Genomic DNA, 23,134 nt, shown 5'->3' with positions numbered 1-23,134 from the left:
CGCGGCTTCAGTGCAAAGATGGTTTGATCACGTCGCCGTGAGTGATGCCTTGACGCCAAGGGACCACCAAGTTAGGGCCGGTCCTGAATAATCGACGAACACTCGGCAAATCAGCAAGGGCTTCCGGTCGATGGACATTTTCAGCGCTGCCAGCCTGACCGCCTTGCTCCAGGTCATCGCCATCGACCTCGTGCTTGCTGGCGACAATGCGATCGTCATCGGCCTTGCCGCTGCCGGCCTGCCGGCCGAACAACGCAAGAAGGCGATCCTCATCGGCGTGCTGGCGGCAACGGTGCTGCGCATCGGCTTTGCCGCGGTTACCATCAAGCTGCTGGCGATCGTCGGCCTGCTGCTGGCCGGCGGCATCCTGCTGCTGTGGGTCTGCTGGAAGATGTACCGCGAGCTGCGCACATCGCATGCCGATGAGCTGGAAGCGACCGAGGCGCTGTCGAACTCCGATCTCAACAGCGACAAGATGGTGGCCGGCAAAACCAAGCGCAAGACGCTCGGCCAGGCAGCGTTGCAGATCGTCGTCGCTGACGTGTCGATGTCGCTCGACAACGTGCTGGCGGTCGCGGGCGCCGCGCGCGATCATTTTCCGGTGTTGGTGATCGGCCTCGTGCTGTCGATCGCGCTGATGGGGCTCGCCGCGACTTTCATTGCCAAGTTGCTGCATCGCCACCGCTGGATCGCCTATATCGGCCTGCTGATCATTCTCTATGTGGCCGTGGACATGGTCTACCGTGGTGCGGTGGAAGTCTGGCCGCATGTAAACAACGTGGTCAGCTGAGGCGGCTGCCGGCTGCGTCTTCGATCCGGAAGAGCATGGTCGCAAGCGCAGTCGCCGTGCGTTTTGCCGCATCGAAGGCGTGCCCATACCAATGCCGCAATAAGTGTGGTACTGCGCCGGCAATCCTGAAAAGCCCGGAAACCCTATATGTCCGCTCCTCGCGTGAGTTTTGTCAGTCTTGGATGCCCGAAAGCCCTTGTTGATTCGGAACGCATCATCACGCGCCTGCGCGCCGAGGGCTACGAGATCGCACGCAAGCATGACGGCGCCGACCTTGTCGTGGTCAACACCTGCGGCTTTCTCGATTCCGCCCGCGACGAGTCGCTGAACGCCATTGGCTCCGCGCTTTCGGAAAACGGCAGGGTCATCGTCACCGGCTGCCTTGGTGCGGAGCCGGACGTCATTCGCGAGAGGCACCCCAATGTGCTGGCGATCACCGGGCCGCAGGCCTATGAAAGCGTGATGGCCGCCGTTCACGAAGCCGCGCCACCTTCGCACGATCCCTATATCGACCTGCTGCCGCCGCAAGGCGTTAAGCTGACCCCGCGTCACTACGCCTATCTCAAGATTTCCGAAGGCTGCAACAACCGCTGCACCTTCTGCATCATCCCGGCGCTGCGTGGCGACCTCGTCTCGCGGCCCGCGGCCGACGTGCTGCGCGAGGCCGAGAAACTGGCCAAGGCCGGCGTCAAGGAGATCCTCGTCATCTCGCAGGACACAAGCGCCTACGGCATCGACATCAAGTACCAGACCAGCATGTTCGGCGACCGCGAAGTGCGGGCGAAATTCCTCGATCTTTCCGAGGAGCTGGGCAAGCTCGGCATCTGGGTGCGCATGCACTACGTCTACCCCTACCCGCATGTCGCCGATGTCATCCCGCTGATGGCCGACGGCAAGATCCTTCCCTATCTCGACATCCCGTTCCAGCATGCTTCGCCGCAGGTGCTGAAGAACATGCGCCGGCCCGCCCATGGTGAGAAGACGCTCGAGCGCATCCGCGGCTGGCGCGAGGTCTGCCCGGATCTCGCCATCCGCTCGACCTTCATCGTCGGCTTTCCCGGCGAAACGGACGAAGATTTCGAAATGCTGCTCGACTGGCTCGACGAGGCCAAGATCGACCGCGCCGGCTGCTTCAAATACGAGCCGGTCCGGGGCGCCCGCTCCAACGACCTCGGTCTCGAACAGGTCCCGCAAGAGATCAAGGAAGCGCGCTGGCATCGCTTCATGCAGCGTCAGCAGAAGATCTCGGCGACGCAACTGGCCAGGAAGGTCGGCAAGCGCCTGCCGGTGCTGATCGACGAAGCGCACGGCACATCGGCAAAGGGCCGCACCAAATACGACGCGCCCGAGATCGACGGCTCGGTGCATATCCAGTCGCGCCGTCCGCTGCGTGCCGGCGACATCGTCACCGTCAAGATCGACCGCGCCGACGCCTATGACCTCTACGGTTCGGCGGTCTGACGCAGCCGTATTTACTAAACCTGGCGATAGTTCTGCCCGCTTAACCCGTTCAGCCGCGATCCGCAGTATGGTTTCCAGACCGTAAATGCGGAAATTCGGATGGACGTCAGACCTGCCAGGCAGGATTACATCGCGACGCTGGACCTGCTCAGGCTGGTGGCGGCGCTGGCCGTTGTGCTCTTCCACTATTTCTTTCGCGGCGCGGCCGCCGAAGGCTTCCTTGGCGAGGGGTATCCACGTGCAGCACCGTTCGCGATCCATGGCTATCTCGGCGTCAATCTGTTCTTTCTGATCAGCGGTTTCGTCATTGCCTGGTCGGCGGAAAACCGTCGCTGGGACCAGTTCGCGATCGCACGTTTCGTTCGCCTCTATCCGGGTTTCCTGCTCTGCATGACCATCACTTTCGCGATTGTCGTGCTTGCCGGCACACCGCTGCTTCCGGTCTCGTTCGCCCAGTATGGCGCCAATCTGACGATGTTCGCGCCAGCCTTCGGCCAACCTTTCGTGGATGGCGTCTACTGGTCGATCGTTCTTGAACTGGTTTTCTACGGTTGGGTGACGCTGGCCCTGTTCACCGGGCTGTTCCAGAGACACAAGCTGGAATTGATCTTCATCTGGCTGGCGATCTCGGCCTTGAACGAATTCTTCCTCGGCAGCGGCGCGGCCAGGCTGTTGTTTATTACAGAGTTCGCGCCATTCTTCGTCGCCGGCGTGCTGGTCCACCACCTCCACGCACATGGCCGTTCCCTGCCGGCCTTGCTGCTGCTTGCAGCATCGTTCCTGATCTCATGCGGCACACTGTCCGTGACCCAGCACTGGATGCAGGATCACTATGGCATCGCCGTTTCGTCGGCCAATCTCGTCGTTGCCAATATCGTCATGCACGCGGCCTTGATCGGCGCGGTCCTGTTGCGCCATCGTCTGCGGTCATCGGCGCTCACCCTGGCGCTGGGTGGGCTGACCTATCCGCTCTACCTCCTGCACCAGAACATCGGTTATCTCGCCATCAACGCCGCAGTTCCCCTGGTCGGCAAATGGTGTGCTGCCTTTGGCTGCACCGCACTCATGCTCCTTGTTTCCTGGGCGATTTGGCGCACCTGCGAGCGACCGGCGCAGCGGCTGCTCAGGATTTGGCTGTGGCGCGCGGTCGATGTCGGCTTGGCGAGGTTTCGTCGCACCCAGGCCGCGACGCAACCAGCCGAATGAAAAAGGGCGCCCTGCGGCGCCCCTTTCCTTTTTGGTATCTCGCGCCGCTTACTGCGGCAGCTTGTCGTCAACGCCCTTCACATAGAAGTTCATGCCGAGCAGCGTGCCGTCGTCGGCGACCTCGCCATCCTTCAGCCACGGCGTGCCGTCCTGCTTGGCGATCGGTCCGGTGAAGGGGTTCCAGCCGCCAGCGATTTTCTTCTCGGTGGCTTCGGCCATCGCCTTTACGTCGTCGGGCATGTTGGTGAAGGGGGCGAGCTTGACCGCGCCGTCCTTGATGCCGAGCCAGACATTGTCAGGCTTCCAGGTGCCGTCGAGAGCCGCCTGGACCCGGCTGATGTAGTACGGACCCCATTCGTCGGTGAGCGAGGTCAACTGCGCGTTCGGCGCGAACTTGATCATGTCGGAGGACTGGCCGAAGCCGTGCAGCTTGCGCTCCTCGGCCACCTGCAGGGCAGCGGTCGAATCGGTGTGCTGGACGACGATGTCGGCGCCCTGGTCGAACAGCGCCTTGGCGGCGTCGGCTTCCTTGCCCGGATCGAACCACGAGTTCACCCAGACGATCTTGGCTTTGAAGTTCGGGTTGATCGACTGTGCGCCGAGCATGAAGGAATTGATGCCCATCACCACTTCGGGGATCGGGAAGGAAACGATGTAGCCGGCAACGCCGGCCTTCGATTCCTTGGCGGCGATCTGGCCGAGCACATAGCGGCCTTCATAGAAGCGCGCATTATAGATGCCGAGATTGTCACCGGTCTTGTAGCCGGTTGCGTGCTCGAACATCACCTTGGGGAATTTCTTGGCGACCTTCACTTCCGGGTCCATGAAGCCGAAGGAGGTGCCGAAGATGATCTTGCAGCCTTCGCGCGCCAGCCGCTCGAACGCACGGTCGGCATCGGGGCCTTCGGAGACGTTTTCGAGATAAGCGGTTTCGACCTTGTCGCCGAGCGCCTTCTCCACCTCGAGACGGCCCTGGTCGTGCTGGTAGGAATAGCCGAAATCACCGATCGGGCCGGTGTAGACCCAGCAAGCCTTCAATTTGTCGGCTGCCTCTGCGGACGCCGCCAGCGAAACTGCCGCTGTCGTGGTCATCAGGGCAATAAGCAGTTTTTTCATTGTGTTACCTCTCTGTGTTAAGCCTTGGAGCTTCCCGTTTGTTATTATTGTCAACGATCCGGAACGAATGGCTGCCCCAAGGAAGCCGGCGTGTTCATCATCGTCAGACGCTTGTTGCGCGAGATTAGAACGAGAACCACGACGGTTGCCAGATAGGGTAGCGAAGAAAGAAACTGTGACGGCACTGGAATGCCAAAAGCCTGTGCATGAAGCTGGCCGATCCACACCGCGCCGAAGATGTAGGCGCCGGCCAGCACCCGCCATGGCCGCCACGACGCGAACACCACCAGCGCCAGCGCGATCCAGCCGCGGCCGGCTGTCATGTTCTCGACCCATTGCGGCGTATAGACCAACGACAGATGGCCGCCGGCCAGACCGGCACAGGCGCCGCCGAAGATCACCGCGAGATAACGGTAGCGGATGACCTGAATCCCCAGGGCATGGGCTGACGTGTGGCTGTCGCCGATCGAGCGCAGCGTCAGTCCGGTACGGGTCTTGAACAGGAACCACATGACGGCTGCGGTCAGCGCGATCGAGATGTAGAAGATCGGATCCTGCCCGAACAGCAATCTGCCGACGATGGGGATCGAGGTCAGCCCGGGGATGTCGAGGTTGGGCAGCCGTTCGCCGGGCTGGCCGACAAAGCTCGTCCCCATCATGCCGGAGAGGCCGAGGCCGAGCAGCGTCAGCGACAGGCCCGTCGCCACCTGGTTGGTGGCCAGCGACAGCGTCATGACGGCAAACAGCAGCGAGAACACCGCGCCCATGGCGATTGCCGCCAAGAGGCCGATCCAGGGTGATCCGGTGAGATAGCTGGCGCCGAAGCCGCCGACGGCGCCCATGATCATCATGCCCTCGACGCCGAGATTGAGCACGCCGGAGCGCTCGACCACCAGTTCGCCGATCGCGGCGATCAGCAGCGGCGTTGCCGCCGTGGCGATGGTCAGAAGGATGTTTATGGTGATGTCCATCAACGGGCTTCCTTCAACTTTGGCGCGGCTTCGAGTTTCGCAGCGCTTTCCGGTTTGGTCAGCGCCAGGCCGATCAGGCGAATGCGGTAGTGAATGAGCGTGTCGCAGCCGAGCACGAAGAACAGCAGCATGCCCTGAAACACCCTCGCCACCTTGTCGGAGATGCCGAGCGCGCTTTGCACGGCTTCACCGCCGAGATAGGTCAGCGCCAGCACCAGGCCGGCGGCGACGATGCCGAGTGGATTGAGGCGGCCAAGAAACGCCACGATGATGGCGGTGAAGCCGTAGCCGGGCGAAATCACAGGCTGCAGCTGGCCGATGGCGCCCGAGACTTCCGAGATGCCGGCAAGGCCCGCCAGGGCACCCGACAGCAGGAAGGCGAAGAACACCATGCGGTTGAGGCCGAAGCCGGCGAAGCGCCCTGCCCGCGGGCTTGAGCCCAGCACGCGGACTTCAAAACCCTTCAGCATGCGGCTCATCAGGATCCAGACCAGCACCGCGGCGACCAGGGCGAAGACAAATCCCCAGTTTGCCCGTCCGGCATCCGGCATCAGCTCCGGCAGCACGGCGGAGTCGTTGAACTGAATGGTTTGCGGGAACCCATGGCCTTGCGGGTCGCGCCACGGTCCGCGCACCAGCCAGTCGAGGAAGAGCTGGGCGACATAGACCAGCATCAGGCTGGTCAGGATCTCGTTGGTGCCGAAGCGCGTCTTGAGCAGAGCCGGGATCGCCGCATAGGCGGCACCGCCGATCATGCCGAGCAGTAGCATCAGCGGCAGCACCAGCGGGCTTTCGAACTGCGGAAACAGCACCGGAATGATCGAGCCGACAATGCCGCCCAGGATGAACTGGCCTTCGGCGCCGATGTTCCAGATGTTGGCCTTGTAGCAGACCGACAGGCCGACAGCGATCAGGATGAGCGGCGCCGCCTTGATCGCCAGTTCATGCAGCTGCCAGACCTGACTGACCGGCTCGATGAAATAGATCCGGAAAGCGATCAACGGGTTGACGCCAAGCAATGCGAACATGATGGCGCCGGCGACGATCGTCAGCGCAAAGGCGATGAATGGCGACAGGGCCGAGAACAGCGCGGAGCGCTGCGGGCGTTTGACGAGTTCGAGGCGCATCATGCCGTCTCCAGCGTATGTTCGGCGTGGCCGGGCTCCGCGCCGCCCATCAGCAGGCCAACCTTTTCGAAGGTCGCCTCGGCGATCGGCAACGGTTTGGACAGTTCGCCATTGTGCATGACCGCGATCGCATCCGATATCTCGAACAGCTCATCGAGATCCTGGCTGATCACCAGCACCGCCGACCCGCTGCGCGACAGTTCGATCAACGCCTGGCGGATGTGGGCAGCGGCACCCGCGTCGACACCCCAAGTCGGCTGGTTGACCACCATGACGCTCGGCCGGCGGTCGAGTTCACGGCCGACGATGAATTTCTGCAAATTGCCGCCCGAAAGTGCCGCGGCTTCCGGATCCGGCGCGCTCTTGCGCACGTCCATCGCCACGATGATGCGTTGGGCGGCGGTGTAGATGGCAGCGCTCTTGACCATTCCGCCGGCGCCGACAAACGCCTTGCCGTCGGTGGCGTGGCGCGACAGCAGCAGGTTCTCGGAAAGCTTCATGCGCGGCGCGGCCCCGTGGCCGAGGCGCTCTTCCGGCACGAAGGCAGCGCCCAGCAACCGACGTCCGGTGATGGTGAGGCCACCCGCGTCCTTGCCACGGATGCGCACGGAAGCGGCGTCCTGCTGCAACACCTCGCCGGAGACGGATTCGAAGAATTCGCCCTGGCCGTTGCCGGCGACACCGGCAATGCCGATCACCTCGCCGGCGCGGACATTCAGGCTGATGCCCTTGAGCGGTATCGAGAACGGCGTTGCCGGCTTGCGGGTGAGGTTGCGGATCTCGAGCAGCGGCTGCGCCTTGTCGATCCCTTCGACCGGCGCACGCACCACGGCCTGCACTTCGTTGCCGACCATCATGCGGGCCAGCGACGAGGCAGTTTCCTCGCGCGGATTGCAGTGGCCGACCACCTTGCCATGCCGCAACACGGTGGCGCGGTCGCAGATGCGTTTGACCTCTTCAAGCCGGTGCGAGATGTAGAGGATGGATTTGCCTTCCGAGCGCAGACGCTCCAGCGTCTCGAACAGCTTGTCGGCCTCCTGCGGCGTCAGCACCGAGGTCGGCTCGTCCAGGATGATGAGCTGCGGCGTCTGCAAAAGGCAGCGGATGATCTCGATGCGCTGGCGTTCGCCGACCGACAGGTCGCCGACCAGCGATTCCGGATCGAGCGGCAGGCCGTAGCTGTAGGAAAGCGCCCTCGCCTTCGCCGCGATGCTGCTGATCGGCGAACCGTCATCGAGCGACAGCGCGATGTTCTCGGCGGCGGTCAGCGCCTCGAACAGCGAGAAGTGCTGGAACACCATGCCGATGCCGAGCTTTTTTGCCGCGCCCGGGCTCGAAATCCCGACCGCCTGGCCGTTCCAGAAAATCTCGCCGGAATTGGGCTCCAGCGAACCGAACAGCATCTTGACCAGCGTCGACTTTCCGGCGCCGTTTTCGCCGAGCAAAGCGTGGATTTCACCCTTGGCGATGTCGAGATCGATATGATCGCACGCCGTCAGGGTGCCGAATATCTTGGTAAGACCACGGACCTCGAGCAGGTTCGTGCCGTCCTGATTTGCACTCACAGTGCCTCCCATCTGGTTAGCCAGATATGTTCTGTGTTCCCGCAAGCATGGTAGGCGCGGCCGGCTCTCATCGGAAAGCGGCACGCGTCTTGAAAGAGCTTCAAGAATTTCAGCGGAAATTCAAGGGATAGCAAGGCAGAAGGGACTAAGGGATGAGAATGGTGGTCCCTGTTGTCCTGCGGCCCTCGAGGTCGGAATGCGCCTTGCCGGCGTCCTTGAGCGCGTAGCGCTGGTTGATCTTGATCTCGACGGCGCCACTGAGCACGACCTCGAACAGGGCGGCGGCGGAGGCCTCGAGGTCCTCGCGTTTTGCGTTGTAGACGAACAAGGTCGGCCTTGTGGCGAACAGCGAGCCCTTCTGGGCCAGCAATGACATGCTGAACGGCGGGATCGACCCCGAGGACTGGCCGAAGCTGACGAACATGCCGAGCGGCTTGAGGCAATCGAGCGACGCCGGAAACGTGTCGTTGCCGACCGAATCGTAGACGACGTCGCATTTCCCGCCACCGGTGATGGCGGCGACGCCGGCAACGAAATCCTGCTCCTTGTAGTTGATGACGTGATCGAAGCCGTGCGCCTTGGCGAGCTCGATCTTGTCGGCAGAGCTGGCGGTGCCGATGACGGTCGCGCCGAGATATCTGGCCCACTGCCCGAGGATCAGCCCAACGCCGCCGGCCGCGGCATGAAACAGGATCGTGTCGCCTGCCTTCACCTTGAAGGTGCGCCGCAGCAGATACTCGGCGGTCATGCCTTTGAGCATCATCGCCGCCGCCTGTTCGTCGCTGATGCCGTCCGGCACCTTGACCACTTGGCCGGCCGCGATGACGCGTTGCTCGGCGTAGGCGCCGCCGACATTCGTCGCATAGGCAATGCGGTCGCCCGGCTTCAGCCAGTCGACGTTCTGGCCGACTTCCAGCACCACGCCCGCAGCCTCGCTGCCCGGAACCAGTGGAAATCCGCCAGGCGGCGGATAAAGGCCGGTGCGATGATAGACATCGATGAAATTGAGGCCGATCGCTGTATGCCGGATCAGGATCTGCCCCGATCCCGGGCGGCCAGGATCGATGTCCTCATAGGTCAGGACTTCCGGGCCACCATTGGCGTGGATGCGGATCGCTTTGGACATGGGCTGAACTTCCTTGGGCTGATCAGGCTTTTTTGGCACCGAGACTTGGAAAGAACTGCATGACGCCGCCGATGCAGGCAAGGTAGAGTCCGGTAATTGAGATGCCGATCTTGGTGAAGGTGCTGACCTGCTCGCCCAGCACGCCGATCTGATCGTAGAAGGCAGCGAGTGCCGCCTGCGCCAGCGCCAGTGCACCGAAAGCGCACCACAAAAGCGTCATCGCGAGGTTGATGCGCCGCAGCCGCACCACCCGCACCGGATGGATAAAATTGATCGGCACGAAAGTCAGAATGCCGGCCACCACCACCACCGCGAACGAAACCCATTGTCCTGGCTCGATGACGAACAGCGTGAACACCACCATGTTCCAGACCACGGGGAATCCCTTGAAGAAATTCTCCTTCGTCTTCATGCCGGTGTCGGCATAGTAGATGGCGCTGGAGACGACGATGATCGCCGCCGACAGGAATGACAATCCCTCGCCCATGAAGCCGCGCTGGTAAAGCGCGAAGGCCGGGATCAGGACATAGGTCACGTAGTCGATGATGTTGTCGAGCATTTCGCCCGACCAGGTCGGCAGGATCTCCTTGACCTCGAGCTTTCTGGCGATCGGCCCGTCGATGCCGTCGACAAACAAGGCCAGCCCCAGCCACCAGAACATCGCGGTCCAGCGCTGTTCGCTCGCGGCCACCAGCGACAGGAAGGCCAGGAACGAGCCCGAGGCGGTCAGCAGATGGACGGAGAACGCCCTCGCCTGCGGCCAGGTGACTTTCTTCTTCGGTCGCGGAATCCGGTCCCTGATCTTCTTGGCCGTTGTGTTCTTGCTCACGGGCCCCGCCAATCCAGCTTGCAGATTTCGGCCGACCGGCCGGCGAAATTCCAGTTTCGGCCGAAAGCCCGCATCTTGCTCTTGTCGGACCTGGCAACGATGATCTCAGGCGCGATCCAGTATTCCGAATTGCTGATCACCGTATCCTTGTCTCGGTCCTTGCCGGGGATCGGCGTTACCGCCCCGTCGATGATCTTCGGTATCTGGAAGATGCGTGTCCTGTCACGCGTCTCATAGGTGATCGGCACTTGTTCGACACCGAGGAATTTGCCGACAAGGATGGAAAGCAACGAGGTGGTCCCGCCCGCCTTGCCGGTGAAAATCTTGGTCAGCGCCTTGACCGCATAGACCGATGCGCGCTTGTCGATGAACAGGCCGGCGGTCCAGTTCCCGCGGCTCATATAGCCGGGGATTTCCATGATCAATCCGAGATTGAGCCCCGACAGGTCGACCTCGCCGAAATGGCCGGCGTCGATACGGAAGCCGGCCCAGGTCTGGCAATAGCCTTCGGTCGGCGGATGACTGCCGAGCGACAGCACGCAGGGGCAAAAAACCGTGCAATTGCAGGAGAGTACGAGCTCTCCTTTCATCGCCCAGCTCTGGTCTGACATCGACTTTCCCCCACTCATCGCGAGACTACTAGCAGCGCTGCTGCCCAGACAAGCAGTATCGCACCGGCCAGCCTGGTTGGAACCCTGCTCGCCGTCTGTTTTTCGATCAGGGTGAACAGCCCGATCAACGCCATCCAGAAGACGTTCATCACCCCGACGGCGAACATCACCAGCATCAACGCCCAGCAGCAGCCGAGGCACCACAGGCCTTGCGCGACGCCAAGCCGGAAGACGCGGACGGGCCTCGCGCTCCAGTTCGCAAACAGGATCGAGAACGGGTTCCTGCATTTCTTCAGACAGGCTTCCTTCAGACCGCTGAATTGGTAGAGGCCCGCAATCAGCAGAGCGAGCGCGCCGGCAATACCGATGACGGGGTCGAGCAACCCGTTGGACGAGGCGGATGCATGAATGGCCAAGGTCAGCGCCGCGAACATCATCGAGGCAGCGAGCCAGACGCTGAGGTAACCAGCAACCAGCACCAGCGGATGGACGACCGGCTCGCCCTTGATGCGAGCCGTGTCGGCAATCTCGCAATAGGTGCGGATCATCGGTGCGGCCGAAGGCAGCATGGTGGCGATCGCCATCAGGAACCACATCAAGACGAGCGCGCTGGCCTTGAGGCCGAGGCTTCCGTCGAGCGGCGTCGGCGACAGGCAGAGCGCAAAGAACCGTTCCAGGAAATCCGGTAGCGGCAGTCGCGGCAGGTTGCGCAGAAGCGCGTCGCCAGGGGCGTTGACGCCCGCAATCCGCCCTTCGGCGCTGCGGATTGCCATCGCGGCAAGCAACAGCCAGGCAAGCAGGATGCAGGCGCCGACAACGACGTTTGCCGTCACACGGGGACTGCGCGCGATGTTCGCCATGGCGCGGCCGGCGCGGTCGAGATGGCTGAAGTCGTCTTGCTGGCCGGTCATGACATCCGAATGAGCCGAATCGCCGCGTTGATCAAGCGGCATGAATTGACCTATATGCTGGATCGACTGGCAGGTCGGGTGGGCTGCCTCGCATTGCAAGCCGGAAGCCGATCTTGGAGCATCGAGACACTGCGCGGATACTGGTTGCTGGCACGGGGCCGGCAGGGTTGATCGCGGCGCTCGCTTTCGCCGAGGCCGGTTTCCCGGTGACGCTTGTCGGGCCCGAAACTTCTGCCCCCGATGGCCGCACGACGGCCCTGATGAACCCCGCTCTGCAGGTGCTTGCGCGGCTTGGTGTGCTCGAAGACATCAAGCCCAAGGCGGCGCCCTTGAAGGTGATGCGCATCGTCGATGCGACCCGCCGGCTGATCCGTAGCCCCGTCGTCACCTTCCGCGCCAGCGAGATCGGCGAGGACCAGTTCGGGTTGAACCTGCCCAACAGCGTCCTCAATCCCGCACTCGCCAGCACGGTTGCTAAGCATACCGGCGTCGACTGGCGGAGGTCGATGGTGGCAAGTTGGCATCTCGACGCCGAACATGCCCGTGCCGTGCTGACCGACGGCAGCACGCTGGATGCATCCCTGGCGGTCGCCGCCGACGGACGGCTGTCACCGGCCCGCCAGGCGGCCGGCATCTCGACCTCGGCCCGCTCCTACCCGCAGGCAGCTTTTGTCCTCAATTTCCGTCACAGCGGCGATCATGCCTTCACCTCGACCGAATTCCACACCGAGACCGGTCCGTTCACGCAGGTTCCGCTGCCCGGCAATCGCTCGAGCCTGGTCTGGGTGGTGAAGCCCGAGACAGCAACGGAACTCGCCGCGTTGGACGATGCGACGCTTTCCGTGCGGGTCGAACAGCAGATGCAGTCGATGCTGGGCCGGGTGACGGTCGAACCGGGCCGGCAGATTTATCCGCTTTCGGCGGTGACGCCGCTGCGTTTTGCGCGGGAGCGTGTGGCGCTTGTCGGCGAAGCCGCCCACGTGTTTCCGCCGATCGGCGCGCAAGGCCTCAATCTAGGTATCAGGGATATCGACGATCTCGTTGGTATTGCTGGTGAAAATCGCGCCGACCCCGGCGCTGCGAAGGCCCTTGCGGCCTACGATTTCAAACGCCGCCCGGATATTCTTGCGCGCAGCAGTGCGGTCAATCTGCTCAACATGTCGCTGCTTTCCGACATGCTGCCGGCGCAGATGGCCCGTGTTGCCGGGCTCGGCGTTCTCGGAGGTTTCGCGCCGCTTCGCGCCTTTTTCATGCGCGAGGGGCTTCGTCCAGGCAGCGGCTTTGCGGCGCTGGCCGGCGGCCTGCGAAAGCCGGCACGCTGATAGCGATCTTCCCAAGATTCCGTCAATCCGCGCTCTCGGCGAATGTCGGCATCGGCGGCCTGCGGCAAAACCTTTTCGCCGCGTCCTGCGTAGCTTCAAGGCGCGACCAAAACGCGTCGGGATTGAATTGATGCCCAGTCTGCGCCAAATAAGTTCAAGGAATTCAGTGGTGAGTACGATGAAAACAGCCAAATTCGCAATCGGACAGGTGGTTCGCCACCGGCTGTTTCCCTTCAGGGGCATCATTTTCGACGTCGATCCGCAGTTCGCCAACACCGACGAATGGTACGAAGCCATCCCGGCCGACGTGCGGCCGCGCAAGGATCAACCCTTCTATCACCTGCTCGCCGAGAATTCGGAAACCGAATACATCGCCTATGTCTCCGAGCAGAACCTGCTCGAGGATCAGTCGGGCGAGCCGGTCCGGCATCCGCAGATCAAGGAGATGTTCGACAAGAGGCCGGACGGGCGCTACGAGCCGAAACGGCAATCGAGGCATTAACCGACCAGACGACAGGCGCAAAAAAAGCGGGGCATGACCCCGCTTCTTTGTTAGGCCGGCAAAAACCGGATGATCAGTTGGCGGTCTTCGCCTTGTCCTGCTCTTCCTTGAGCTTCTTGGCGAAATCCTGGTTGTTCTTGGCGACGAAGTCCTGGAGCTTCTTCTGCCGGTCTTCGATATCGGACTGCTGCAGCGGCGGGCCGTCATAGGCGCCGCTGAAACCCTGCAGGGCGATCTTGATCGGGTTCTGCTGGTTCTGGAAATTTACCGAGGTCAGCGTGATCGCCTGGCCCTTCTTGAAGGCACCGACGAGCTGGTCGGTGAGCGGAACTTCGGCCACGCAACGATCCGGGAAGCAAATGACGTAATCAAGCTTCACGGCCTTGCCGGTGTCGATCTGCAGGCCGATGCCGGGGGGCACCAGGCGGCCGGTCGGGACCGTCACCTGGAACACCTTGCGGTTCACCTTGCCCTTCAGCTCGATCAGGCTGACGCCGGTGATCAGCTGGCCGTTGCCGGCCGTGGTGATGTTCTGGACGTTGCAGATGTCGACGTCTTCCTGCTTGGTGCAAGCCTTGAACCAGCCTTGCGGAATCTGCTGTTGCTGCTGTGCGGAAGCAGCGGGAAGCCCTGCGCCCAGAAAGCCGACCACGCCAGCGGCCATGACCGACAGGCGGTACGCGTTGCTGTTCAGGCTCGTCATGTCGTGCACTTCCTCTCAAATGATCCCGGGACCGGCTTCTTCGTGCCGTGTGGTCCAGCTACCTGTTGCCAAAATGAGGCAACAGAATGACTTCGGGGGGCGTGTTACACTGCAAGCGATGTCGAATCCAGCCCGCCACTTGTAATTCTTGATGACGCCATTGGCCGGCACGCAGTTGCCTCATGCTAGGGTGCGCACCGAATCATCAAGCCGACCCAGTAAGGAGACGGTCATGGGCCGCGTTCTTGTTTGGCTGATCACCGCGATATCGTTTCTCGCCCTTTCGCATCAGCCGGCCGCATCGGAGCCGAAGCACGCTATCGTCATGCAGGGCGAACCGGCTTTGCCGCCCGACTACACGCATTTCGACTACGTCAATCCGGACGCGCCGAAGGGTGGCTCGATCACCTATTGCGTCGTCGGCAGCTTCGACAATCTCAATCCGTTCATCCTAAAGAGCCTGCGCACGACGGCGCGCGGCATGATGGACCAGACTTACGGCAATCTCGTCTTTGAGCCGCTGATGCAGCGCAACTACGATGAGCCCTTCAGCCTGTACGGCTTGCTCGCCGATACCGCCGACATGGATCCCGAGCGCAAGAGCATCGAGTTCCATCTCAACCCGAAAGCCAAATGGTCCGACGGCCAGCCGGTGACGCCGGAGGATGTGCTGTTCACCTACGATGTCTATACCGACAAGGGCCGTCCACCCTACAGCGCCCGCATGAGCCTGATCGCCAAGCTCGAAAAGACCGGTGATCACAGCGTACGCTTCACCTTCAACGACAAGGCCAATCGCGAGACGCCCCTGATCATCGCGCTGACGCCGATCATACCCAAGCATGCCTTCGACAAGGAGACGTTCGACAAGACGACGCTGAAGCCATTGATCGGCAGTGGCCCCTACACCGTTGCGCAGGTACAGCCCGGCCAACGCATCGTTTTCAAGCGCAACCCGGACTATTGGGGCAAGGACGTCCCGGCCAAGCGCGGTTTCGACAATTACGACCAGATCACCATCGAGTATTTCCTCAACGCGAACGCCAAGCTCGAAGCGTTCAAGAAGGGCCTTTGCGCCATCGACGACGACGGCGATCCGGTCAAGCGCGAGCGCGATCTCGATTTTCCGGCCTTCCACAAGGGCGACGTGGTCGCCGAAACCTTCGACACTGGCATTCCGCCCGTGGTGACCGGGTTCCTGTTCAACATGCGGCTGCAGAAGTTCGCCAACCCGGTGGTGCGGCGTGCACTCGGCATGCTCTACGACTTCGAATGGGCCAACAAGAACCTGTTCGGCGGCAAGTACGCCCGCGCGATGAGTTACTGGCAGAATTCCGAGCTTTCCGCGCTTGGTCATCCGGCTGACGACAGGGAAAAGGCGCTGCTGGCGCCCTACCCCGGCCGCGTGCCGGCCGATGTCATGGATGGCACATACCGGCCACCGGTCACCGATGGCTCAGGACAGGATCGCAAGGTGCTGAAAGCGGCCTTCGATCTCTTGAAAAGCATCGGTTATCACGTGCAGGACGGGACGATGCTCGATCCCGATGGCAAACCGTTTGGCTTCGAGATTCTGGTTGCTTCGCAGGATGAGGAGCGGCTTGCCGGCATCTATCAACGCACGCTGGAGAAGATCGGCATCGACGTCACCATCCGCAGCCTCGACGGCGATCAGATCCAGTCGCGCAAGCAGCGCTTCGATTTCGAGGCCCTGATCGGATCGAGCGGCTTCAACAATTCGTTGTCGCCCGGCATCGAACAGCTTGGCCGATGGGGATCCGAAGCGGCCAAGGCCGAAGGCTCGTTCAACCTGGCCGGTGTCGCCGATCCGGCGGTTGACGCTGCGATCGACGCGATGCTGCGCGCGCGTTCAAAGGAAGACTATGTCGCGGCGGTCAGGGTTCTCGACCGGCTGCTGATCTCCGGCAACTACATGGTGCCGACGCAGTACAACACGCAGCAATGGATCGCCTACTGGAACTATCTGGAACATCCGCAAAAGACGCCCATATTTGGGTATCAACTGCCAAGCTGGTGGCGCAAGCCGAACTGAGGATTTCGGGAGATCGAGATGAGTGAGCTGAACGCCGTCACCGTCGACGTTGTGTCCGACGTCGTCTGCCCATGGTGCTTCATCGGCCAGAAGCGGCTTGACAGGGCGATATCAGCTGTCGGCGACACCGAGGTGCATGTCCGCTGGCGGCCGTTCCAGCTCGATCCGACCATTCCGCCGCAAGGCAAGGATCGCCGCGACTATATGCTGGCCAAGTTTGGCAGCGACGAGCGCATCCGCGAAATCCATGCCCGCATCGAGCCGCTGGGCGAGGCCGAAGGCATTTCGTTTGCGTTCCACGCCATCAAGGTGGCGCCTAACACGCTCGATGCACACCGCCTGATCCGCTGGGCCGGCGCCGCCGGCGAAGCCGTGCAGAACCGGCTGGTGCGCCGCCTGTTCCAGCTGAATTTCGAAGAAGCCGCTGACATCGGCGACCATGCCGTGCTGGTCGAAGCCGCGCGCGAGGCCGGCATGGACGCATCCGTGGTTGCCACGCTGTTGCCGACCGAGGCCGACGTCGAGGCGGTTCGCACCGAGATCGCCACCGCCTCGCGCATGGGAATAACAGGCGTGCCGTGCTTCCTGCTCGAGGGCAAATACGCGGTCATGGGCGCACAGGATGCCGATACCCTGGCCGATGCCATCCGTCAGGTGGCCGCCGCCAAGGCGCGCGGCGAATTGGAAAAGGCCGGCTGAGACCGGCTGCCCCTGCCCTTATGCGGCGGGAGCCGGCGTCACTTCACGGTCACCTTGGCCTTGCTGATGAAAAATCCGTGGCCGTGCAGGTCAGTCCCTTGGTTGACGATTCGCACGAGAATGGCCCTGCGCTCCAGCTTTTGCCGTAAGCGAGCTTGGTGACATCGCTGCAGCATGACTGCTCGCCGGGGTTCTTGATCAAAGTCGCCGGCCCCTTGGGTCCCAGGATGATGGTGACATAGCTCGGCGCGACGCGGGAGCAGCTGAGTTCCGGGCCGCCGTCCTGCGGCTCATAGGTGCTGGTGCCGCCCTTCGGGGTGTAGATGCAGCCAATGTTGCCGGACGGCGTGTTGAACTCGATCTGGCCCTCAGCCCCGCCGGAATGCTCTGCTCGGCGGCCTGCGCCAGGGGGTGCCAGGCAAGGAGGAACAGGGTTGCGGCTGCGCGTACAAGCATTGGAAGCTTCCTCGTTGGAGAACCGGACATGCATGGGTGCCGACAGTGCCCGGCAAGGTTCAGTCCCGAACGAAGCAATTGTCAAACGCGGTTCCTGACCTCACCCAACGGGCTTGGATGTGCCGCCCGGCACGCCTGCCGCAACGACCGTTTCGGGTCACTTTTCTGCCTCTGGCGAGGTCACGAACGGAAGATTTCCGAAGATTCGGTCAGTCCGCAGTCAGGAAATTTACCAGTCAATTAGATTTTCGAGTTCACAAACCCGTGTGAAAACCTTCCCTAAGGGAAACTTCGCCGATGGCCCTCCCGCGTCCCTCAACAAATTGAAATCAATAGCAATATTCCGCTTTTGCCGATCCGTTTGACGGCGCTTCGACCCGGCAATCTGTTGCCTCATGGCAACGGTCGTCCGGGGTAATCCCTTTGGCCAGCTTTAAAAATTAATAGAAAATGATCAATTGGTGTTACCATCCGTAACAAAACAAAAATGGTTTGGGCGGGATCGTGATTCGGGTCGATAGACCAACGCAAGAGTCAGTACCGGAAAAAACACCTCGCGATGCCGCACGGCCATCGCTTCTGACGCCGGTATCGTCGATGCGTACCTTCTGGGGCCTGATGCGGGCCTACTGGTTCTCGGACCGGTGGAAGGAAGCCTGGACCCTGACGCTGGTGATCGCGCTGCTCACGGCGCTGTCCAGCAAGGCCGGTGTCTGGTTCGCCGAAGCCTCCGGCGAGTTGGTCAACTCGATCGCCTTCTTCCACGACGCCGCCAACACCACGCCGCTTCGCACGCTGCTGGTCAATGCCGGCATCCTCGTGCTGCTGGTCCTGCTCAAGGACGCCGGCTTTACCGGCATCCGCAACCTTGTCTCGGCGACCTTGCACCGCAAATGGCGCGGTTGGCTGGACAGCCGCTTCAACGAAGCACTGCTGGACAACAATCATACGCATTTTCATGCCCAGCATGCGTCGACCGGCAGCGGCGCAACGGCACCCGACAACATCGACCAGCGCGTCCAGGAATCCATCAAGGACATGACCGGCGGCGCCATCGGGCTCGCCATGGGCGTGCTGGGCGTCGCCACCTCGCTCTATTTCGTCGGTCAGAAGCTGCTTGAAAACTCCGTCGAGGTGAAGGGACTGGAGTTCCTCGGCAGCTATGGCAGCGCCGTCCTCGCTTTCCTGGCCGTCGCCACCTATGTGCCGCTGAACACCTGGATCGCGGTCAAGCTCGGCGGCCTGCTCGAGCGCCTCAACGTCAGGATGCAGCAGGCCGAAGGCAGCTACCGCGGCGAACTGACGACATTCCTGCGCCGCAGCTTCCATGTCGCGGCGTCCCAGGGCGAAGGCGTGCAGAGGACCATGCACGGCCGGCTCTATGTCGACATCGACGGCACATGGACGCGGCTGAACATCGTCAACACCGTCTACATGTCGTTCGAACTGATCTACAATTTCATCGGCGCCCGCATCGTCGCCTACGGGCCGGGCCTGGTGCCGTTCATCCACAACGGTCTCGATCTCAAGGGCTACATAACCGGCTCCGAGCTGGTCAATTCGCTGATCGGCCAATGTTCGTGGTTCATCCACGTCATGCCGGCCATCGCCACGCTGCGCGCCAACAGCCAGCGCGTGACCGAACTGGCCAATGCGATCGAGAATGTCCAGCATCCGCAGGAATTCTACAGCCAGACCGGCCGTTCCGACTTCCACTACGCCAGCCAGAACCCGGTTTTCGGCTTGACCATCCAGAAGCTCGAACTGGCGCATCAGGGCGAGGACGCAACCCCGTTCCTCAGCGCCGCCAATTTGCGCTTCCGGCGCGGCGAGTGGACGTTCCTGAAAGGCGAATCCGGTTGCGGCAAGACCTCGCTGATCAAGGCGATCAACGGCCTTTGGCCCTATGGCCATGGCACCATCGTCTTCCCCGAGGGCGTGAAGAGTTTCTATGCCGCCCAGGAGGTCAAGCTGCAGCAGGTGACGCTGAAACAGCTGGTCTGCCTGCCGGGCTCCGAGCACAATCATAGCGATGCGGATGTCGCGGCGGCGCTGTACAAGGCCGGCCTTGGCGACTTCATCTCGCATCTAGGCGACGCAAGCCGCGAAGGCAAAAGCTGGGACCAGGTTCTGTCGGGCGGCCAGAAACAGAAGCTGGTGGTGGCGCGCATCGTGCTGCAGCAGCCGGGGCTGCTGTTCCTCGACGAGGCGACCGGCGCGCTCGACCCCGAGGGCAAGATTGCCTTCCACCAGGCCATCAAGGACAACTGCCCCGATGTCACGGTGATCAGCGTCATGCACGAGGCGGTGGCGCCGCGATCGCTGGCCGGCGCAGAATTCTACCATAGCATCGTGGCGATCGCCGACGGCGTCGCCACCAAGAAGCCTCTGGTTCCGACCCTGCCTGTCGAACTCACCACGATTCTTGTCCAGCCAAGGCCGGTCGAGGACAAGTGGCTGCGCTTCTCGCGCCGGCTGAAGCAGAAATGACGACCCGTTGATCTCGGCCAGCCGCATTGTGCGGCGGCCGCCGATCACAGTCTCGCGAGTGGTGCCATTCGGCACCGTTTTTCATCCTCACCACGATTGACTCGGCAAGGCGCGCACCTATCTTGCGCCGGCTTGCAGACAGTCAAACGCGAACCCGCAAGCGGAAAGGTCACAGCGCCATGCCTGGCGACAGTCACAGTCGAACGCAACAGCCGTCCGCCTAGACGTGACCTGAATGGTTCATGTCCTGCCGGACGGCAAGGAGTGAGCCATGAACGAATTTACCCCCGTAGCGAGCGACGAGGCCGTCGCGATCGCCCGTATCCTAGCCAACGATCACGTCGCCGACATTGTCGAGGCCCTGAACAGGGAGCCGCGAGAAAGCGCGACGGAACTGCTTTGTGAAGTGACGTTCGAGCGGCTGGTCGAGATCTTCGACCAGCCTGAACTCGACCGCGCGCCCGAACTCATGGAGGCGCTGCCGCGCGCCAAGGCGGGCAAGCTGCTCACCGCCATGTCGGAAGACCGCGCCGCCGACATCCTGCGCGAGCTGGACGAGCCGGGTCGTTCCGAGTTGCTCGGCGGGCTTGCGCCGCCCCTGCGCGCCACGCTGCTTGCCATTCTGGGCTATCCCGAAGGCAGCGCCGCATCGATCATGACGACGGAGTTCGTCAGCGTGCCTTCGGACTGGACCGTGGGCCGCACGCTCGACTACATCCGCAAGGTCGAGCGGACGCGCGAAACCGTCTACGCGATCTACATCGTCGATCCGCAGACGCATCTCCTGATGCGTTCGACCGGCCTGCGCCGGCTGATCACCGGGGAGCCGGAGGATTCGATCATGACGGTGGCGCCGGATCGCGCGCCGGTGACGGTCACCCCGCTGACCGATCGCGAAACCCTGGCGCAGACGATCTCGAAATACGACCTGCTCGCCGTCCCGGTCGTCGACCACGGCAAGATCCTCGGCATCGTCACCATCGACGACATCATCGACGCGATGATCGAGGAGACGACCGAGGACGTGCACCGTTTCGGCGGCATGGAGGCGCTCGACGAGCCGTACATGAAGATGAGCTTCCTCGCCATGATCAAGAAGCGGGGCGGCTGGCTGTGCGCGCTGTTCATCTCAGAGATGCTGACGGCCAACGCCATGCAGAGCTATGAGGGCGAGCTGGAAAAGGCGATCGTGCTGACGCTGTTCATCCCGCTGATCATGAGCTCAGGCGGCAATTCCGGCTCGCAGGCGACCTCGCTGGTCATCCGGGCGCTGGCGCTGCGCGAAATCGGTCTTCGCGACTGGTGGCGGGTGGCGCTGCGCGAGCTGCCCACCGGCCTCGTGCTTGGCGCTATGCTCGGCGTGGTCGGCATCGGCCGCATCGCGCTCTGGCAATATATGGGCTTCTACGACTATGGGCCGCATTGGCCGCTGATCGCCGCGACGGTCGGTGCAGCGCTGGTCGGCATCGTCACCTTCGGCTCGCTGTCGGGGTCGATGCTGCCGTTCGCCCTGAAACGCATCGGCTTCGATCCGGCCAGCGCATCGGCCCCGTTCGTCGCCACGCTGGTCGATGTCACCGGGCTGGTGATCTATTTCTCGGTGGCGCTGGTGATTCTGCGCGGCACCCTGCTGTAGCAATTCCCAGATCTCCGCCGTGGCAAGACCCTTGCCGCGGTGGAGAGCTGAACCCCGGCATTTGCCAGGTCAATCCATCCGCTTGCCGTCCTTCACGCGATAGGTCGGCTTGTACATGGTGACGAGCTCTTCCGCGGCCGTCGGATGCACCGCCATCGTGCGGTCGAAATCATCCTTGGTCAGCCCGGCTTTCAGCGGAATACCGAGAAGCTGCGCCATTTCGCCGGCATCCGGTCCCAGGATGTGCGCGCCGAGCACCCGCTTCGACGCGCCGTCGACCACCAGCTTGGTCAGCATCTTCTCGTCGCGGCCGGACAGCGTGTGCCGCATCGGCCGGAATGTGGCGCGGTAAATCTCGATGTCGGGGAAGCGTTTGACCGCATCATCCTCCGACAGGCCGACCGTGCCGATTTCGGGTTGTGAAAAGACGGCGGTCGCAATCGTGTCGTGGTCGGGCGCCGTCGGATTTCCCTTGAAGGCGGTTTCGATGAAACACATCGCCTCGTGGATCGCCACCGGCGTCAGCTGCACGCGGTTGGTGACGTCGCCGATCGCCCAGATGTTGTCGATGTTGGTGCGCGAGTATTTGTCGACGGCGATCGCACCGGTCTTGGTCATCTCCAGGCCGATGCCTTCCAGGCCCATGTTCTCGGTGTTGGGGATGCGGCCGATGGCCAGCATCACCTGGTCGACCGTCAGCACCTTGCCGCCGGTGACGAGTGCGTCGAGCCGGCCGTCCGGCCGCTTGCGGATCCATTCGGACACGGAATGGCAGAGGATCTTTATCCCCTTCTTTTCCATCGTCTCATGCAGCATACGCCGCAGGTCCATGTCGAAGCGGCTGAGGATCTCCTTGCCGCGGTAGACCAGCGTGGTGTCGACGCCGAGGCCGTGGAAGATGTTGGCGAACTCGACGGCGATGTAGCCGCCGCCTTCGATCATGATCGCCTTGGGCAGCTGCTTGAGATCGAAAGCCTCGTTGGAGAAGATGCAGTGCTCATGGCCGGGCAGCGCCGGATGCGGCGCCGGGCGGCCGCCGGTGGCGATCAGGATCTGGTCGGCGGTGACGGTGCGATCCTCGCCCAGAAGATGCACGACATGCGGATCGACGATCATGGCGCGCGAGTGAAAGGCCTCGCCGCCGGCGCCCTCGACATTCCTCTGGTAGATCGCCTCAAGCCGGCTGATCTCGCGATCCTTGTTGGCGACCAACGTCTGCCAGTCGAAACTCGCCTCCGGCACCGTCCAGCCATAGCCGGCGGCGTCGGCGAAATGCTCGGGAAATTGCGAGGCATAGACATAGAGCTTTTTCGGCACGCAGCCCCTGATGACGCAGGTGCCGCCATAGCGGTATTCCTCGGCGATGCCGACGCGCTTGCCGAGTGCGGCGGCGACGCGCGCCGCCCTCACCCCGCCCGAGCCGCCGCCGATGACGAAAAGATCGTAGTCGTAACCGGCCATCTGGCGGCTCCTCAAGCTTCAGAAATCCAGTGACAGGTAGGCCGCCAGGCAGCAAAAGAAAAGCCCGGACAAGCCGGGCTTCATCGATGGCCGCAAGGC

20 protein-coding genes are annotated in these 23,134 nt (G+C 62.5%); 9 read left to right on the top strand and 11 right to left on the bottom strand.

Features of this window, described 5'->3' with window-relative positions; translation table 11 throughout:
• The first annotated feature begins 130 nt into the window (after positions 1 to 130).
• The 3 genes from AC1D2G_RS16690 (at position 131) to AC1D2G_RS16680 (ending at position 3,457) form a co-directional block, all read left to right on the top strand.
• Positions 131 to 790: a TerC family protein gene (locus AC1D2G_RS16690; protein ID WP_095091573.1), complete on the top strand. Its 660-nt coding sequence runs from the start codon at positions 131 to 133 to the stop codon at positions 788 to 790.
• Between the two features lie 147 nt (positions 791 to 937).
• Complete coding sequence (rimO, locus tag AC1D2G_RS16685) at positions 938 to 2,251, top strand: 30S ribosomal protein S12 methylthiotransferase RimO (RefSeq protein ID WP_477396660.1); 1,314 nt, start codon at positions 938 to 940, stop codon at positions 2,249 to 2,251.
• Between the two features lie 99 nt (positions 2,252 to 2,350).
• Positions 2,351 to 3,457 carry an acyltransferase family protein gene (locus AC1D2G_RS16680; RefSeq protein WP_477415380.1) on the top strand — a complete coding sequence of 369 codons (1,107 nt, stop codon included), beginning with the start codon at positions 2,351 to 2,353 and terminating at the stop codon, positions 3,455 to 3,457.
• 48 nt (positions 3,458 to 3,505) lie between these two features.
• On the opposite strand, the gene AC1D2G_RS16675 is transcribed toward AC1D2G_RS16680, so the two are convergent.
• The 8 genes from AC1D2G_RS16675 to AC1D2G_RS16640 form a co-directional block, all read right to left on the bottom strand.
• Entirely contained in the window at positions 3,506 to 4,573 is a 1,068-nt protein-coding gene (locus AC1D2G_RS16675; RefSeq protein ID WP_457153392.1) for a BMP family ABC transporter substrate-binding protein, read from the bottom strand.
• Positions 4,574 to 4,623: 50 nt separating this feature from the next.
• Positions 4,624 to 5,544 carry an ABC transporter permease gene (locus AC1D2G_RS16670; protein ID WP_477415378.1) on the bottom strand — a complete coding sequence of 307 codons (921 nt, stop codon included), beginning with the start codon at positions 5,542 to 5,544 and terminating at the stop codon, positions 4,624 to 4,626.
• A complete protein-coding gene (locus tag AC1D2G_RS16665; RefSeq protein WP_477415376.1) occupies positions 5,544 to 6,674 on the bottom strand; it encodes an ABC transporter permease in 1,131 nt (376 codons plus the stop codon). Before AC1D2G_RS16665 ends, AC1D2G_RS16670 begins: the two co-directional genes overlap by 1 nt.
• Entirely contained in the window at positions 6,671 to 8,248 is a 1,578-nt protein-coding gene (locus AC1D2G_RS16660) for an ABC transporter ATP-binding protein (RefSeq protein ID WP_477415374.1), read from the bottom strand. Before AC1D2G_RS16660 ends, AC1D2G_RS16665 begins: the two co-directional genes overlap by 4 nt.
• Positions 8,249 to 8,381: 133 nt before the next feature.
• Positions 8,382 to 9,362, bottom strand: coding sequence for a quinone oxidoreductase family protein (locus AC1D2G_RS16655; protein WP_477415373.1), 981 nt, complete (start codon positions 9,360 to 9,362; stop codon positions 8,382 to 8,384).
• Positions 9,363 to 9,384: 22 nt separating this feature from the next.
• A complete protein-coding gene (gene pcsA, locus AC1D2G_RS16650) occupies positions 9,385 to 10,191 on the bottom strand; it encodes a phosphatidylcholine synthase (protein ID WP_477415371.1) in 807 nt (268 codons plus the stop codon).
• The gene (locus tag AC1D2G_RS16645; RefSeq protein WP_095091806.1) at positions 10,188 to 10,802 is read right to left on the bottom strand and encodes a DUF1326 domain-containing protein; all 615 of its coding nucleotides are present in this window, start codon (positions 10,800 to 10,802) and stop codon (positions 10,188 to 10,190) included. The genes pcsA and AC1D2G_RS16645 overlap by 4 nt, the downstream gene beginning before the upstream one ends.
• Before the next feature lie 14 nt (positions 10,803 to 10,816).
• Positions 10,817 to 11,713: a DUF2182 domain-containing protein gene (locus AC1D2G_RS16640; RefSeq protein WP_477415369.1), complete on the bottom strand. Its 897-nt coding sequence runs from the start codon at positions 11,711 to 11,713 to the stop codon at positions 10,817 to 10,819.
• 113 nt (positions 11,714 to 11,826) lie between these two features.
• Here AC1D2G_RS16640 and AC1D2G_RS16635 point away from each other — a divergent pair, with 113 nt between their 5' ends.
• On the top strand, positions 11,827 to 13,035 hold the full coding sequence (locus tag AC1D2G_RS16635) for a UbiH/UbiF family hydroxylase (protein WP_477415367.1): 1,209 nt from the start codon (positions 11,827 to 11,829) through the stop codon (positions 13,033 to 13,035).
• 178 nt (positions 13,036 to 13,213) lie between these two features.
• Positions 13,214 to 13,537 carry a heat shock protein HspQ gene (gene hspQ / locus AC1D2G_RS16630; RefSeq protein WP_167392389.1) on the top strand — a complete coding sequence of 108 codons (324 nt, stop codon included), beginning with the start codon at positions 13,214 to 13,216 and terminating at the stop codon, positions 13,535 to 13,537.
• Between the two features lie 73 nt (positions 13,538 to 13,610).
• On the opposite strand, the gene AC1D2G_RS16625 is transcribed toward hspQ, so the two are convergent.
• A complete protein-coding gene (locus tag AC1D2G_RS16625; RefSeq protein ID WP_095091562.1) occupies positions 13,611 to 14,240 on the bottom strand; it encodes an invasion associated locus B family protein in 630 nt (209 codons plus the stop codon).
• A gap of 232 nt (positions 14,241 to 14,472) precedes the next feature.
• On the opposite strand from AC1D2G_RS16625, the gene AC1D2G_RS16620 reads away from it, so the two are divergent.
• A complete protein-coding gene (locus tag AC1D2G_RS16620) occupies positions 14,473 to 16,293 on the top strand; it encodes an extracellular solute-binding protein (protein WP_477415365.1) in 1,821 nt (606 codons plus the stop codon).
• A gap of 18 nt (positions 16,294 to 16,311) precedes the next feature.
• Positions 16,312 to 16,992: a DsbA family oxidoreductase gene (locus AC1D2G_RS16615; protein WP_477415363.1), complete on the top strand. Its 681-nt coding sequence runs from the start codon at positions 16,312 to 16,314 to the stop codon at positions 16,990 to 16,992.
• Positions 16,993 to 17,041: 49 nt separating this feature from the next.
• Here the strand turns inward: AC1D2G_RS16615 and AC1D2G_RS16610 are convergent, their stop codons facing one another.
• Entirely contained in the window at positions 17,042 to 17,533 is a 492-nt protein-coding gene (locus tag AC1D2G_RS16610) for a hypothetical protein (protein ID WP_477415361.1), read from the bottom strand.
• A gap of 512 nt (positions 17,534 to 18,045) precedes the next feature.
• On the opposite strand from AC1D2G_RS16610, the gene AC1D2G_RS16605 reads away from it, so the two are divergent.
• Together AC1D2G_RS16605 and mgtE are read left to right on the top strand one after the other, a co-directional pair.
• Positions 18,046 to 19,938 (top strand): ABC transporter ATP-binding protein/permease, encoded by a 1,893-nt coding sequence (locus AC1D2G_RS16605; RefSeq protein ID WP_477415360.1) that lies wholly within the window; start codon positions 18,046 to 18,048, stop codon positions 19,936 to 19,938.
• A 271-nt stretch (positions 19,939 to 20,209) separates the two neighbouring features.
• On the top strand, positions 20,210 to 21,574 hold the full coding sequence (gene mgtE / locus AC1D2G_RS16600) for a magnesium transporter (RefSeq protein ID WP_477227215.1): 1,365 nt from the start codon (positions 20,210 to 20,212) through the stop codon (positions 21,572 to 21,574).
• Between the two features lie 69 nt (positions 21,575 to 21,643).
• Here mgtE and gor read toward each other — a convergent pair whose 3' ends face one another.
• Positions 21,644 to 23,035, bottom strand: a complete 1,392-nt coding sequence (gene gor, locus AC1D2G_RS16595) for a glutathione-disulfide reductase (protein ID WP_477227216.1) — start codon at positions 23,033 to 23,035, stop codon at positions 21,644 to 21,646.
• Between the last annotated feature and the right edge of the window lie 99 nt (positions 23,036 to 23,134).

Source organism: Mesorhizobium sp. P2_C7, from assembly GCF_056404515.1.
This window is presented reverse-complemented; position numbering and strand designations above follow the sequence as displayed.